At 59.3% G+C, this 13,435-nt stretch carries 12 protein-coding genes, 1 tRNA gene and 1 pseudogene; 3 read left to right on the plus strand and 11 right to left on the minus strand.

Features of this window, described 5'->3' with window-relative positions:
* Nucleotides 1–10: 10 nt before the first annotated feature.
* Complete coding sequence (locus tag ACJA3S_RS15425; protein ID WP_406819162.1) at nt 11–3,145, plus strand: type I restriction endonuclease subunit R; 3,135 nt, start codon at nt 11–13, stop codon at nt 3,143–3,145.
* Between the two features lie 98 nt (nt 3,146–3,243).
* Here ACJA3S_RS15425 and ACJA3S_RS15430 read toward each other — a convergent pair.
* From ACJA3S_RS15430 to thrS, 10 genes and pseudogenes are all read right to left on the minus strand, one after another.
* A pseudogene (locus ACJA3S_RS15430) lies at nt 3,244–3,866 on the minus strand (transposase).
* Between the two features lie 361 nt (nt 3,867–4,227).
* Nucleotides 4,228–4,304: transfer RNA gene (locus ACJA3S_RS15435), tRNA-Pro, on the minus strand.
* A 112-nt stretch (nt 4,305–4,416) separates the two neighbouring features.
* The gene (locus ACJA3S_RS15440) at nt 4,417–4,773 is read right to left on the minus strand and encodes a MerR family transcriptional regulator (protein WP_170030400.1); all 357 of its coding nucleotides are present in this window, start codon (nt 4,771–4,773) and stop codon (nt 4,417–4,419) included.
* Entirely contained in the window at nt 4,754–5,056 is a 303-nt protein-coding gene (gene ihfA, locus ACJA3S_RS15445) for an integration host factor subunit alpha (RefSeq protein ID WP_003250679.1), read from the minus strand. The genes ACJA3S_RS15440 and ihfA overlap by 20 nt, the downstream gene beginning before the upstream one ends.
* A 4-nt stretch (nt 5,057–5,060) precedes the next feature.
* The gene (pheT, locus tag ACJA3S_RS15450) at nt 5,061–7,442 is read right to left on the minus strand and encodes a phenylalanine--tRNA ligase subunit beta (RefSeq protein ID WP_406819163.1); all 2,382 of its coding nucleotides are present in this window, start codon (nt 7,440–7,442) and stop codon (nt 5,061–5,063) included.
* Nucleotides 7,443–7,475: 33 nt separating this feature from the next.
* Entirely contained in the window at nt 7,476–8,492 is a 1,017-nt protein-coding gene (pheS, locus tag ACJA3S_RS15455) for a phenylalanine--tRNA ligase subunit alpha (protein WP_170030402.1), read from the minus strand.
* 109 nt (nt 8,493–8,601) lie between these two features.
* On the minus strand, nt 8,602–8,958 hold the full coding sequence (rplT, locus tag ACJA3S_RS15460; RefSeq protein WP_003250671.1) for a 50S ribosomal protein L20: 357 nt from the start codon (nt 8,956–8,958) through the stop codon (nt 8,602–8,604).
* 27 nt (nt 8,959–8,985) lie between these two features.
* Nucleotides 8,986–9,180, minus strand: a complete 195-nt coding sequence (rpmI, locus tag ACJA3S_RS15465; RefSeq protein WP_003250667.1) for a 50S ribosomal protein L35 — start codon at nt 9,178–9,180, stop codon at nt 8,986–8,988.
* Between the two features lie 61 nt (nt 9,181–9,241).
* Nucleotides 9,242–9,793 (minus strand): translation initiation factor IF-3, encoded by a 552-nt coding sequence (gene infC / locus ACJA3S_RS15470; RefSeq protein WP_013972005.1) that lies wholly within the window; start codon nt 9,791–9,793, stop codon nt 9,242–9,244.
* On the minus strand, nt 9,793–11,715 hold the full coding sequence (thrS, locus tag ACJA3S_RS15475; protein ID WP_170030404.1) for a threonine--tRNA ligase: 1,923 nt from the start codon (nt 11,713–11,715) through the stop codon (nt 9,793–9,795). The genes infC and thrS overlap by 1 nt, the downstream gene beginning before the upstream one ends.
* 338 nt (nt 11,716–12,053) lie before the next feature.
* On the opposite strand from thrS, the gene ACJA3S_RS15480 reads away from it, so the two are divergent.
* Both ACJA3S_RS15480 and ACJA3S_RS15485 read left to right on the plus strand, forming a co-directional pair.
* A complete protein-coding gene (locus ACJA3S_RS15480; RefSeq protein ID WP_225778323.1) occupies nt 12,054–12,362 on the plus strand; it encodes a hypothetical protein in 309 nt (102 codons plus the stop codon).
* Nucleotides 12,363–12,524: 162 nt separating this feature from the next.
* Nucleotides 12,525–12,737, plus strand: coding sequence for a cold-shock protein (locus ACJA3S_RS15485; RefSeq protein ID WP_003250656.1), 213 nt, complete (start codon nt 12,525–12,527; stop codon nt 12,735–12,737).
* A 213-nt stretch (nt 12,738–12,950) separates the two neighbouring features.
* Here the strand turns inward: ACJA3S_RS15485 and ACJA3S_RS15490 are convergent, their stop codons facing one another.
* Nucleotides 12,951–13,271, minus strand: a complete 321-nt coding sequence (locus tag ACJA3S_RS15490; RefSeq protein WP_406819164.1) for an I78 family peptidase inhibitor — start codon at nt 13,269–13,271, stop codon at nt 12,951–12,953.
* Between the last annotated feature and the right edge of the window lie 164 nt (nt 13,272–13,435).

Here is a 13,435-nt window from a genome sequence, read left to right on the forward strand (position 1 = left end):
AGCAACGCCCATGACCACCTTTGCCAAGGAATCCGACTTCGAAGTCGCTGTCATCCACGAGCTGCGCCAGCGCGGCTGGGGGGAACTGGACGTCATCAAATGCCCCAACGAGGCAGACCTGCTGGCGAACTGGAAGCAGATCCTCTTCGAAAACAACCGCGGCAAGGATCGGCTGAACGAGGTGCCGCTGACCGACAGCGAAATGCAGCAGGTCATGGAGCAGATCGTCGCCCTGCGCACGCCGCTAAAGCTGAACGGCTTCATCAACGGCAAGACGGTTGCCATCACGCGGGACAACCCGGCTGACACGCTGCACTTTGGCAAAGAGGTGAGCTTGAAGGTCTACGACCGGCACGAGATTGCCGCCGGGCAAAGCCGCTACCAGATCGCCCAGCAGCCGTGCTACGCCCGCGCCTCTGAGCTGCAGCATGACCGGCGGGGTGATTTGCTGTTGCTCATCAACGGTATGCCGGTAATCCACATCGAGCTGAAGAAGAGCGGTGTACCTATCAGCCAGGCCTACAACCAGATCCAGAAGTACGCACGCGAGGGCATCTTCACCCGGCTATTCTCTCTGGTTCAGATCTTCGTGGCCATGGAGCCTAGGGAGGCGCTGTATTTCGCTAACCCCGGTCCGGACGGCAAGTTCAACAAGGACTACGCCTTCCACTGGGCTGACTTCAACAACGAGCCCATCAACAACTGGAAGAGCTTCACCTCCAGCCTGCTGTCCATACCGATGGCGCACCAGCTGATCGGTTTCTACACCGTAGCCGACGAGGCCGACGGCGTGCTAAAGGTGATGCGCAGCTACCAGTACTACGCCGCGCACGCCATTTCCGACAAGGTGGCCAAGACCGATTGGAAAAGCCCGAACCGCCTAGGCGGCTACATCTGGCACACCACCGGCTCGGGCAAGACCATGACAAGCTTCAAGTCGGCCCAGCTCATCGCCAACTCTAAGGACGCCGACAAAGTGGTGTTCCTGTTGGACCGGGTGGAACTGGGAACGCAGACGCTGAAGGCCTACCGGGACTTTGCCGGTGACAGCAACCAGGTGCAGGCCACCGAAAACACCGGGGTGCTAGTCAAGACGCTGAAGAGCACCGCGCCCGCGGACACCCTGATAGTTACGTCCATCCAGAAGATGAGCCGGATCACGGACGACGCCGATGGCCTAAAGGGGAACGACCTAGAGATCATGCGCGGTAAGCGCATCGTGTTCATCGTCGACGAGTGCCACCGCTCCACCTTCGGCGACATGCTGGCCGACATCAAGGCGAGCTTCTCAGGTGCGGTGTTCTTCGGCTTCAGCGGCACGCCCATCCACAAGGAGAACATTCGCAAGGACAACACCACGACGGATGTCTTTGGGGGCGAACTTCACCGCTACAGCATCGCCGATGGAATCCGCGACAAGAACGTGCTGGGCTTCGACCCCTACCAAGTTCTGACCTACCGCGACCGCGACCTGCGGCAAGCTGTAGCGCTGGAGAGGGCCAAGGCGGCGACCGTGACCGAGGCGCTGGCGGACGCAGCGAAGAAGAAAGTCTTCAATCGGTACATGAACGACGTGCCGATGGCAGGCCACCGCGATGCGGCTGGCGAGTACCAGCGCGGCATTGAAGACTACTTGCCGAACGCCCAGTACGAGCGCGACGAGCACCGCCACGCCGTGCTGAAGGACATCGCCGGCAACTGGGAGGTACTGAGCCAGGCAGGGAAGTTCCACGCCATCTTCGCCACCAGCAGCATCACCGAGGCGATCACCTACTTCCGCCTCATGAAGACGCAATGCCCCACACTGAAGATCACCGCGCTGTTCGATCCGCACATCACCGATGACGACACTGGCGGTACCGATCCTGCCTTCAAGGCAGCGGGACTGGAAGAGATCATCAAAGACTACAACGCCGCCTATGGGCAGAGATTCGACATGGGAACCCATGCGAACTTCAAGAAGGACCTGGCCGCACGTCTGTCCCACAAGGTGCCCTACACCCGAGTTGAGGCCGAGCCGGAGAAGCGGCTGGATCTGCTGATCGTGGTGAACCAGATGCTGACCGGCTTCGACTCGAAGTGGGTCAACACGCTGTACTGCGACAAGCTGCTGGAGTACGAAAACATCATCCAGGCGTTCTCACGCACCAACCGGCTGTTTGGGCCAGACAAACCGTTCGGCACGATTCGCTACTACCGCAAGCCACACACTATGAAGCGCAACGTGGATGCGGCTGTGAAGCTGTACTCAGGTGACAAGCCCATTGGCCTCTTTGTCGATCAACTACCCCGGAACCTGGAGCGCTTGAACGACTGCTTCACCGAGATCCGCGCCATCTTCAGTGCGGCAAGCATCGCCGACTTTGCCAAGCTGCCCGACGACTTGGCGGAGCGCGCGGCTTTCGCCAAGCAGTTCAATCGGTTCAGCGCCATCTTGGAGGCTGCCAAGATTCAGGGCTTCACTTGGGACAAGTCGGTCTACGAGTTCGACACCGAGCCCAAGCAGTCGATTGCTCTGGCCATCAGGAAGCTGCAGTACCTGACGCTGCTGCAGCGCTACAAGGAGCTTGGGGCAGGCGGTGGCGGTGCTGGCGAGAGCATCCCCTTCGACATCGACAGTCACATCACCGAGATCGACACCGGAAAGATCGACGCGGACTACATGAACTCGCGCTTTGCCAAGTACCTTAAGGAGTTGCAGAGCTGCGACGGGGCATCTAAGGAAGCAACATTGGCCGAACTGCATAGGTCGTTCACATCGCTCTCGCAGGAGGACCAGAAGTTCGCCGAGATCTTCTTGCATGACATTCAGCGCGGCGATGTGAAGATTGACCCTAACTGGACGTTCCGCGACTATTTGACTAATTACAAGGCGGCCGTAAAAGATAGAGAAGTCACGGCTATCGTTGCAGCTTTGGGGGTGGATGCAGCGAAGCTGATTGATTTGATGAGCACTCATCTCACGGAGGCTAATCTCAATGAATACGGTCGGTTTGATGACCTTAGGGGCACAGTAGATCAATATAAAGCAAAGGCATATTTTGACGGTCTTGAGGGTGTTTCACTCCCAATTTTCAAAGTCAAAATCAAGGCGACCAAGCTTCTGAGCGACTTTCTCCTACGGGGTGGTCTTGAAGATAGTTAGTGGGTTCAGAGCAAAAACCGAACAAAGAGACAGGGGCTAAGGATCGTGTCTCAGAAAGTGGTGTAACTCATCATGGCTTTGGCCTTTGAGCTTGCCGTTTAATTGATCACGGCTGTCAGCTTAGCCTCTGGATTAAAGCTGACAGCCTCAAAGGCCTCCAACTGCATGTAACGTCGATACAGACACCACTCGTCGTTCTGCTCCAGCAGCATCGCACCTACCACCCGCGTGATAGCTGGGTCGTTGGGGAAAATGCCCACGACATTGATGCGGTGCTTGACCTAGGCGTTGAGTCGCTTCAGATGATTGGTGCTGTGCAATTGCTGACGGTGCGCCTTGGGAAATGCCATGTGCACCAGCACTTCGTCCTCGGAGCCATCAATGAGCGCCGCGATCTTGGGATATTTTTCGCGCAGGATTACCGACCCCATCGCTTTCTCGGCAGCGCGTCGTGGCTCAAGGAAACCTGGAGAGTAGCTGCCTGGCGCAGCTTGGGGATCTTCAGATCAACGTCACCCACACGGGTTTGCCAGAGTCGATCACGGTAGCCGTTGCGGCTGTTTGTCCGGTCTGGGCTTTTGACATCGAAGCCGGCGCGGCACAGGCCCTCGACATCGAACTCCATCATGCACTTGGCAAAAAACTGGATCATTTGCTTGAGTAGATCAGCATCTGCCCCTTTCTCAACCAACCCGGTCAATGCGGTACAGGGTTTGGTAATCGTGGTTTCTCTGGTGAGTGTTTGATCTTCGCAAACTCAACGTTAACCAAGAACCACGATGACCATCCTCTTTCGCCTGCAAGCGCCTTCGGCTGATTCAGTTACACTACTTTTCGGGACACAATCGCGCAGGAAGCATCAGCACCTGAACCGCGACTAAAAGCCCCGACCGAAATTGAACCAGGATAGCCCGCTCCTTTTATGAAACGCCTGCTCAGCTACGTGGTTAGCGAAACGATGAGCTCAGCTATCTTGCCTAACCGAATCACAAGATTAATTAATGAAACAAGCAAAGCCTCTAAAAAATCAATAACACCAGAAACAACAAAACCACCCGAAGGTGGCTTAGTCGTTTAAATAATGGTCGGGACGGAGTGATTCGAACACTCGACCCCTTGCACCCCATGCAAGTGCGCTACCGGGCTGCGCTACGCCCCGACTGGGCTTTGAAGCATGTTCTCAATGCTACCGAGAACGTTGAAGAATGTACCCTAACCTCCTGATAAATGAAAGCTTTTTCTCAAAAAATTTTCACTCATCACCAACCAGGTCACTTCTTCAACACCACCAACACATCCTCCAATTCAACAATCATCTGCCGAATCAGCTGCTTGTACTGGCTCGACTCATCCTTGGCCTCCTCACTGGAGAGCCTTAACCGCGCCCCACCAATGGTGAAGCCCTGGTCATAAAGCAGCGCACGAATCTGGCGAATCATCAGCACGTCCTGGCGCTGATAATACCGCCGGTTCCCCCGCCGCTTCACGGGATTGAGCTGGTCGAACTCCTGCTCCCAATACCGCAGCACGTGCGGTTTTACCGCACAAAGCTCACTCACCTCACCGATGGTGAAGTACCTTTTGCCCGGTATGGGGGGCAGTTCGTCGTTATGGCTTGGTTCCAGCATAGGCCTCAACCCGGGCCTTCAACTTCTGCCCTGGACGAAAGGTGACGACGCGCCGTGCGGTGATCGGGATTTCTTCCCCAGTCTTGGGGTTGCGGCCCGGCCGCTGGCGTTTGTCGCGAAGGTCGAAGTTGCCGAAACCGGACAGCTTGACCTGCTCGTTCTCTTCAAGTGCGTGCCGAATTTCTTCGAAAAACAGCTCGACCAGCTCCTTGGCCTCACGCTTGTTAAGCCCTAGCTCCTCGTACAGCCTTTCGGCCATCTCAGCTTTCGTCAGAGCACCCATGCCGTTATTTCCTTAACGTGGTGTTCAACCTTTGTTCGAGCGAGGTGAGGATGTTTTGCAGTGCGGCGTTCACCTCATCGTCGTTAAGAGTGCGCGATGGATGCTGCCAGGTCAAGCCGACGGCCAGGCTTTTTCTATCAGGATCAATACCTTTACCCTGGTAGACATCAAACAGCCTGAGGTCTGTGAGCCATTCGCCTGCATTGTCACGAATTACTTCAAGCACCGCGCTAGAAGCTACATCACGTCCTGCGATCAAAGCCAGGTCACGACGGGTTTCCGGGAACTTGGACAGCTCGCTGAACTTCGGCAGGCGGCCTTCGACCACGTCACCCAGCACCAGCTCGAAGAGGAACACCGGGCGGTCCAGGTCCAGGGCCTTGGCCAGCTCTGGGTGGATGGCGCCGAGGTAGCCGACCAGCTTGCCGTCACGCTCGATGGCGGCGGTTTGGCCCGGGTGCAGGGCTGGGTGCTTGCCGGCGCTGAAGGTGAAGTCGCCCAGCGCGCCGGAGTAGCCCAGCAGGGCTTCCACGTCGGCCTTCACATCGAAGAAGTCGACGCCGTCGCGGCCGTTGGCCCAGCCTTCCGGCAGGCGGCTGCCGGTGACCACGCCGGCGATCATCGGTTGCTGCTGCAGGTCGCCGAGCTGGCCGACGAAGCGCAGGCCGCTTTCGAACAGGCGCACGCGGTCTTGCTGGCGGTTCAGGTTGTGCTGCAGGGCCTTGACCAGGCCCGGCCACAACGAGGCGCGCATGGCGGCCATGTCGCTGGAGATCGGGTTGGCCAGCAGCAGCGGCTCTACGCCCGGGCTGAACAGCTCGAACAGTTTCGGGTCGATGAAGCTGTAGGTGATGGCTTCCTGGTAGCCGCGGGCAACCAGCAGGCGACGCAGGGTCGGCAGGTCACCGCGGGTTTCCGGCTTGCCTTGCGGCGCCAGGCGGGCTTGCGGGTAGCGCACCGGCAGGTTGTTGTAGCCGTACAGGCGGGCCAGCTCTTCGATCAGGTCCACTTCCAGGCTGATGTCGAAGCGGTGGCTTGGGACGTTGACGGTCCACTGCCCTTCCCCGTTACGAGTCGTGGTCAGTTCCAGGGCGTTGAGCAGTTGCTCGACCTGGGCGGGGTCCATTTCCATGCCGAGCATCTGGGTGATGCGTTCGGCGCGCAGGGTCACCGGGGCGACTTGCGGCAGGTGCTGTTCGCTGACGGCTTCGACCACCGGGCCGGCTTCGCCGCCGACGATGTCGAGCAGCAGCTGGGTAGCGCGCTCCATGGCTTCGCGGGCCAGCTGCGAGTCGACGCCGCGCTCGTAGCGGTGCGAGGCATCGGTGTGCAGGCCGTAGGAACGGGCTTTACCGGCGACGGAAATCGGCTCGAAGAAGGCGCTTTCCAGGAACAGGTCGCGGGTTTTTTCGGTGTTCACACCGCTGTGCTCGCCACCCATGACGCCGGCGATGGCCAGGGCGCGGGTGTGGTCGGCGATGACCAGGGTGTCGGCGCGCAGGGCCACTTCCTGGCCGTCGAGCAGGACCAGCTTCTCGCCTTCTTCGGCCATGCGTACGCGGATGCCGCCGTTGATTTCCGCCAGGTCGAAGGCGTGCATCGGCTGGCCGAGTTCGAGCATCACGTAGTTGGTGATGTCGACGGCAGCGTCGATGCTGCGCACGTCGCTGCGGCGCAGGCGCTCGACCATCCACAGCGGGGTCGGCTTGCTCAGGTCGACGTTGCGGATGACGCGGCCCAGGTAGCGTGGGCAGGCGGCCGGGGCACTGACTTCGACCGGGCGCACTTCGTCGTGGGCAGCCACTACGGCTGGCACCACCGGGCGGGTGACCGGGGTGTCGTACAGGGCGCTGACGTCGCGGGCCAGGCCGGCGATGGACAGGCAGTCGCCGCGGTTCGGGGTCAGGCCGATCTCGATGCTGGCGTCGTCCAGGCTCAGGTACTGGCGAATGTCTTCACCCACCGGGGCGTCGGCGGCCAGTTCCAGCAGGCCGTCGTTCTCTTCGCTGATCTGCAGCTCGGCAGCCGAGCACAGCATGCCGAACGATTCGACGCCGCGCAGCTTGGCCTTCTTGATCTTGAAGTCGCCGGGCAGTTCGGCGCCGATCATGGCAAACGGGATCTTGATGCCGGGGCGGGCGTTAGGGGCGCCGCATACCACCTGAAAAGTTTCCTGGCCGTTGCTGACCTGGCACACGCGCAGCTTGTCGGCATCCGGGTGTTGCTCGGTGGCGAGGATCTCGCCCACGACGATGCCGCTGAACTGGCCGGCAGCGGGGGTGACGCTGTCGACTTCGAGGCCGGCCATGGACAGGCGGGCGACCAGTTCATCACGGGAGACTTGCGGGTTTACCCAACCGCGCAGCCACTGTTCACTGAATTTCATGCTGTTCTCCTGAAAGTTGCGTCGGGCATTGACCTAGCGGAATTGCGCGAGGAAGCGCAGGTCGTTGTCGAAGAACAGACGCAAATCGTTGACGCCATAGCGCAGCATGGCCAGGCGCTCGGCGCCCATGCCGAAGGCGAAGCCCTGGAATTCTTCTGGGTCGATGCCGGACATGCGCAGTACGTTCGGGTGGACCATGCCGCAACCCATTACTTCCAGCCAGCCAGTTTGCTTGCACACGCGGCAGCCTTTGCCGGAACACATCACGCACTGGATGTCGACTTCGGCGGACGGCTCGGTGAACGGGAAGAACGATGGGCGGAAACGTACCGCCAGTTCTTTCTCGAAGAACACCCGCAGGAACTCTTCGATGGTGCCCTTGAGGTCGGCGAAGTTGATGTCGCGATCGATCAGCAGGCCTTCGACCTGGTGGAACATCGGCGAGTGGGTGATATCCGAGTCGCAACGGTACACGCGGCCCGGGCAGACAATGCGGATCGGCGGCTGGCTGGACTCCATGGTGCGCACCTGCACCGGCGAGGTGTGGGTGCGCAGCAGCATGTTGGCATTGAAGTAGAAGGTGTCGTGCATCGCCCGCGCCGGGTGGTGGCCGGGGATGTTGAGCGCTTCGAAGTTGTGGTAGTCGTCTTCCACCTCGGGGCCTTCGGCGATGCCGTAGCCGATGTGGGTGAAGAACTGCTCGATGCGCTCGAGTGTACGGGTGATCGGGTGCAGGCCACCGGTGGCCTGGCCGCGGCCTGGCAGGGTGACGTCAATGCATTCGGCCGCCAGGCGAGCGCTGAGCTCGGCTTCTTCGAAGGCCGCCTTGCGGGCATTGAGCACCACGGTAACGCGCTCTTTGGCGTCGTTGATCAGCGCGCCGACTTTCGGCCGCTCTTCGGCTGGCAGGTTGCCCAGGGTCTTCATCACCTGGGTCAGTTCGCCCTTCTTGCCGAGATAATTAACCCGGATCTGTTCCAGGGCATTGATGTCTTCAGCGCGCTCCACAGCTTCCAGGGCTTGGGAGACCAGCGCATCCAGGTTTTCCATGTACAGACTCCAGATACGAAAATAGGGGAAGAGCTTTGAAGGCTCTTCCCCTATCGATGACGTTCAATGCCCGACGGCGCTAGCGCCGCCGGGTGATTGTCGCGGGTACTTAAGCCAGAACGGCTTTAGCTTTCTCGACAATCGCAGCAAACGCCGCTTTTTCGTTCACTGCCAGATCGGCCAGAACCTTACGGTCGATTTCGATCGAAGCCTTTTTCAGGCCAGCAATCAGACGGCTGTAGGACAGACCGTTGGTGCGGGCACCGGCGTTGATACGAGCGATCCACAGTGCGCGGAACTGACGCTTCTTCTGACGACGGTCACGGTAGGCATATTGACCAGCCTTGATGACCGCCTGCTTGGCAACCCGGAATACGCGCGAGCGCGCACCGTAGTAGCCTTTAGCCAGTTTCAGAATTTTCTTGTGACGCTTACGAGCGATGACGCCACGCTTAACACGAGCCATGAGTAACTTCCTCTATCTAAACCAGAATTAACGTACGCGCAGCATGCGCTCGACTTTTGCCACGTCAGACGGGTGCAGCAGGCTGGCACCGCGCAGTTGACGCTTACGCTTGGTCGACATTTTGGTCAGGATGTGGCTCTTGAAAGCGTGCTTGTGCTTGAAGCCGGAAGCGGTCTTCAGGAAGCGCTTCGCAGCACCGCTCTTGGTTTTCATTTTTGGCATGTTGGAACTCCGCATTCGATAAAATTACACAATAATCATCAGGCCTGCCGTGCCCGGGAGATTACTTCTTCTTTTTGGGGGCGATGACCATCATAAGCTGGCGTCCTTCCATCTTCGGATGCTGCTCAACGGAGCCGTATTCGGCGAGGTCGGCTTCGACCCGCTTCAACAGCTCCATGCCCAGCTCCTGGTGGGCCATCTCACGGCCGCGGAATCTCAGAGAGATCTTGGCCTTGTCCCCATCGGTAAGGAAACGTACCAGGTTGCGTAGTTTTACCTGGTAATCCCCTTCTTCCGTCCCTGGACGAAACTTGATTTCTTTAATCTGGATCTGCTTCTGGTTCTTCTTGGCTTCGTTGGCCTGCTTCTTCTTCTCGAAGAGGTGCTTGCCGTAGTCCATCACCTTGCAGACGGGCGGCTGCGCGTCGGCAGAAATTTCTACCAGATCCAGCTTCGCTTCATCAGCGATACGAAGCGCTTCATCAATCGAGACGATGCCAATCTGCTCGCCGTCAGCGCCAATTAACCGAACCTCGCGTGCCGAGATATTCTCGTTGATCGGGGCTTTCGGTGCAGTTCGTTTATCGTTTCTCATTTCACGCTTAATAGTCATTACTCCGATTCTAGGCGACCGCGCTGGGCAACAGCGCTGTTGAGCAGCTGCGTGAATTCAGCCACCGGCATGGAGCCGAGGTCTTTGCCTTCACGGGTGCGTACGGCGACGGTCTGCGTTTCGACTTCGCGATCCCCTATAACCAAAAGGTACGGGACCTTGAGCAAAGTATGCTCGCGGATTTTAAAGCCGATCTTCTCATTTCTCAAGTCCGACTTGGCACGGAAACCGCTACCGTTCAGGGTATTTTCCACCTCGAGGGCGAAATCGGCCTGTTTGTCGGTGATGTTCATGATCACCGCCTGGGTTGGCGCCAGCCAGGCCGGGAACACACCGGCGTAGTGCTCGATCAGCATGCCGATGAAGCGCTCGAACGAACCGAGGATGGCGCGGTGCAGCATGACCGGGCGCACCCGGCTGTTGTCTTCGGCGATGTAGCTGGCATCCAGGCGCTCGGGCAGGTTCGGGTCGTACTGCAGGGTACCGCACTGCCAGTTACGGCCGAGGCAGTCGCGCAGGGTGAACTCGATCTTCGGCCCGTAGAAGGCGCCCTCGCCCGGCTGGTATTCCCACTCCAGGCCCGATTCGTTCAGGGCGTCGGCCAGTGCACCTTCGGCACGGTCCCACAGCTCTTCGGAACCGACGCGCTTGGCGGGGCGGGTCGACAGCTTCATGGCGATGTCGGTGAAGCCGAAGTCCTTGTACACGTCCAGGGTCAGCTTGATGAAGTCGGCGGCTTCTTTCTTTACCTGTTCTTCGGTGCAGAAGATGTGCGCGTCGTCCTGCACGAAGCCACGCACGCGCATGATGCCGTGCAAGGCGCCGGACGGCTCGTTACGGTGGCAGGCACCGAACTCGGCAAGGCGCAGCGGCAGGTCGCGGTAGCTCTTCAGGCCTTGGTTGAACACCTGCACGTGGCACGGGCAGTTCATCGGTTTTACCGCGTAGTCACGGCTTTCCGACGAAGTAGTGAACATGTTCTCGGCGTAGTTGGACCAGTGGCCGGAACGCTCCCAGAGAATGCGGTCGACCACCTGTGGGGTCTTGATTTCCTGGTAGCCGTTGGCGCGCTGCACCTGGCGCATGTACTGCTCGAGCACCTGGTACACGGTCCAGCCGTTGGCGTGCCAGAACACCATGCCTGGGGCTTCTTCCTGCAGGTGGAACAGGTCGAGCTGCTTGCCGATCTTGCGGTGGTCGCGTTTTTCGGCTTCTTCGATGCGCTGGATGTACGCGGCCAGCTGCTTCTTGTCGGCCCAGGCGGTGCCGTACACGCGTTGCAGCTGCTCGTTCTTGGCATCGCCGCGCCAGTAGGCGCCGGACAGCTTGGTCAGCTTGAATGCCTTGAGGAAGCGGGTGTTCGGCACGTGCGGGCCGCGGCACATGTCGACGTATTCTTCGTGGTAGTACAGGCCCATGGCCTGCTCGTCCGGCATGTCTTCGACCAGGCGCAGCTTGTAGTCTTCGCCACGGGCCTTGAACACGTCGATGACCTCGGCACGCGGGGTCATCTTCTTGACTACGTCGTAGTCCTTGTCGATCAGCTCCATCATGCGCTTTTCGATGGCGGCCATGTCTTCAGGGGTGAAGGGGCGCTCGTAGGCGATGTCGTAGTAGAAGCCTTCGTCGATGACCGGGCCGATGACCATCTTGGCGCTCGGGTACAGCTGCTTCACCGCGTGGCCGACCAGGTGGGCGCACGAGTGGCGAATGATCTCCAGTCCCTCTTCATCTTTAGGGGTGATGATCTGCAGGGTGGCGTCGTTGTGGATCAGGTCGCAGGCATCGACCAGCTTGCCGTCGACCTTGCCGGCAACGGTGGCCTTGGCCAGGCCGGCGCCGATGGAAGCGGCGACTTCGGCTACGGATACGGCATGATCGAACGAACGTTGACTGCCATCGGGAAGAGTAATAACGGGCATGGCGCCTCCTCTCCTAGTGGTGACCCCTACCAAAGGTCACGTGGGTTGGGATGAGCCAGTACAAGATCCGACCTGCCTTCCTGTACAGGAAGCCTGCCTCACAGTGGCAGAAGCCTTTCGGCTTGCGGGGGACGAACCAGAGTGACTGGAAAGAAAAAAGATAGCTGCGGGCGCGCAACGGCGTGACCACAAGCCGAGCATGCTAGCACGCGGCTTGTAGGCCACGCAGAAATATTTGGAAATTACAGTGTTTGGGTGAACTTACACGGAAAAATTCCTATCAGACCTTGGGAAGCAACCTACTCTTGATGAGACCTTAACCCAAGGAGTAACTGGTTATGCGAGTTCCGTCTCTTCTGGCCCTGGCGGCCGCTGGCGCCCTGCTGCTGCCCGTGGCTGCAAACGCCGCCGGCAACTTCCCAGCCGGGAAGGAGGCCGCCTACATGACCCAGTGTATCCAGGTGGCCAGCGGCCAGGGCGTTGACGCCGCAACCGCGAAAAAGCACTGCGATTGCGGTGCCCAAGCCATCAAAAAGAATTTCACCGACGCGGAAATCGCCGACCTGGACAGCAAGGATGGTGTTGATGCCAAGCTGATGCAGAAGGCGCAGACCGTGGTGAAACAAGCCTGCGCACCGAAGAGCTGAAACCTTGCAGCCAGAGCGGATGAGCCAATCTTTGCCCTGGATCAATATCCTGCGAAGGTAAAAGGCGCTAGATGCGCAGAATTAGACTATGATGTGTCCCGTGCTCCGTAGCCTCGGCCGCATTGCACCACTGAAAAAACTAAATGTTCTGGAGATTCACCCATGTCCAATCGCCAACAAGGCACCGTCAAATGGTTCAATGATGAGAAAGGCTACGGCTTCATCACCCCAGCAGGCGGCGGCGACGACCTGTTCGTTCACTTCAAGGCCATCGAATCCGACGGCTTCAAGAGCCTGAAAGAAGGCCAGACTGTTTCCTTCGTCGCCGAGCGCGGCCAGAAGGGCATGCAGGCTGCACAGGTTCGTCCGGAGTAATTCGGATAGCTGTAAAAAAACCCGCCCTCGTGGCGGGTTTTTTTATGGCCGCTTGCCGGCTAGCCCCGTTGGCTTTTGGTGTAGGAGCGGCCTTGCGTCGCGATGGGGCGCGCAGCGGCCCCAGTTTTTCAGCCTTGCAGCATGGATTGCCGGGGCCGCTGCGCGGCCCATCGCGACACAAGGCCGCTCCTACAACGGACCGCGGCGAGCAGGTCAGCCGCAGTTGACGCGGGTCACCTTGCCCTGCTCGTCCACATTCAGGTTCAGGCGCTCGGAGCGGTACTCCAGGGTGACCACATCGTGCGGCTTGAGAATACGCGCCATCTGCGAGCCACTGGCCTTGCGCGCCTGCTCCAGCAGTTCGGCGCTGGCCACTTTGCCAATGGTGAAATCGGCGCCGCTGGCTTCGCAGCGGCCATCGTTGCCAGCTGGCGCGGCCGGGGTAGCGCCAGCGCCAGCATTGCCACCAGTGCTGCAACCAGCCAGGACAACAGCCACCGCCAGGGTTGCCAGGTAAGCACGGGTACGGAACATGAAGCCTCCTAAATCGGTCCGGGAACTGCCTGATCCGACAGTTCCACTGTTCTTTTGTTGCAAAACCGGTCAAGTTTGCCTCAACCAAGCGCCACAGGCGAAAACGCAATCGTGACCGGATTTTGCACAAGCCGCCGCATTTGCCATATGCTTAAGTCGCAAGG

The organism is Pseudomonas sp. KnCO4, assembly GCF_045344305.1.
GTDB classification, from domain to species: domain Bacteria; phylum Pseudomonadota; class Gammaproteobacteria; order Pseudomonadales; family Pseudomonadaceae; genus Aquipseudomonas; species Aquipseudomonas anuradhapurensis.

Excerpts from the sequence above, each read along its gene's own strand:
- ACJA3S_RS15425 (WP_406819162.1), top strand. The coding sequence starts at position 11 with ATGACCACCTTTGCCAAGGAATCCGACTTCGAAGTCGCTGTCATCCAC.
- ACJA3S_RS15440 (WP_170030400.1), bottom strand. The coding sequence starts at position 4,773 with ATGCTGGAACCAAGCCATAACGACGAACTGCCCCCCATACCGGGCAAA.
- ihfA (WP_003250679.1), bottom strand. The coding sequence starts at position 5,056 with ATGGGTGCTCTGACGAAAGCTGAGATGGCCGAAAGGCTGTACGAGGAG.
- pheT (WP_406819163.1), bottom strand. The coding sequence starts at position 7,442 with ATGAAATTCAGTGAACAGTGGCTGCGCGGTTGGGTAAACCCGCAAGTC.
- pheS (WP_170030402.1), bottom strand. The coding sequence starts at position 8,492 with ATGGAAAACCTGGATGCGCTGGTCTCCCAAGCCCTGGAAGCTGTGGAG.
- rplT (WP_003250671.1), bottom strand. The coding sequence starts at position 8,958 with ATGGCTCGTGTTAAGCGTGGCGTCATCGCTCGTAAGCGTCACAAGAAA.
- rpmI (WP_003250667.1), bottom strand. The coding sequence starts at position 9,180 with ATGCCAAAAATGAAAACCAAGAGCGGTGCTGCGAAGCGCTTCCTGAAG.
- infC (WP_013972005.1), bottom strand. The coding sequence starts at position 9,793 with ATGACTATTAAGCGTGAAATGAGAAACGATAAACGAACTGCACCGAAA.
- thrS (WP_170030404.1), bottom strand. The coding sequence starts at position 11,715 with ATGCCCGTTATTACTCTTCCCGATGGCAGTCAACGTTCGTTCGATCAT.
- ACJA3S_RS15480 (WP_225778323.1), top strand. The coding sequence starts at position 12,054 with ATGCGAGTTCCGTCTCTTCTGGCCCTGGCGGCCGCTGGCGCCCTGCTG.
- ACJA3S_RS15485 (WP_003250656.1), top strand. The coding sequence starts at position 12,525 with ATGTCCAATCGCCAACAAGGCACCGTCAAATGGTTCAATGATGAGAAA.
- ACJA3S_RS15490 (WP_406819164.1), bottom strand. The coding sequence starts at position 13,271 with ATGTTCCGTACCCGTGCTTACCTGGCAACCCTGGCGGTGGCTGTTGTC.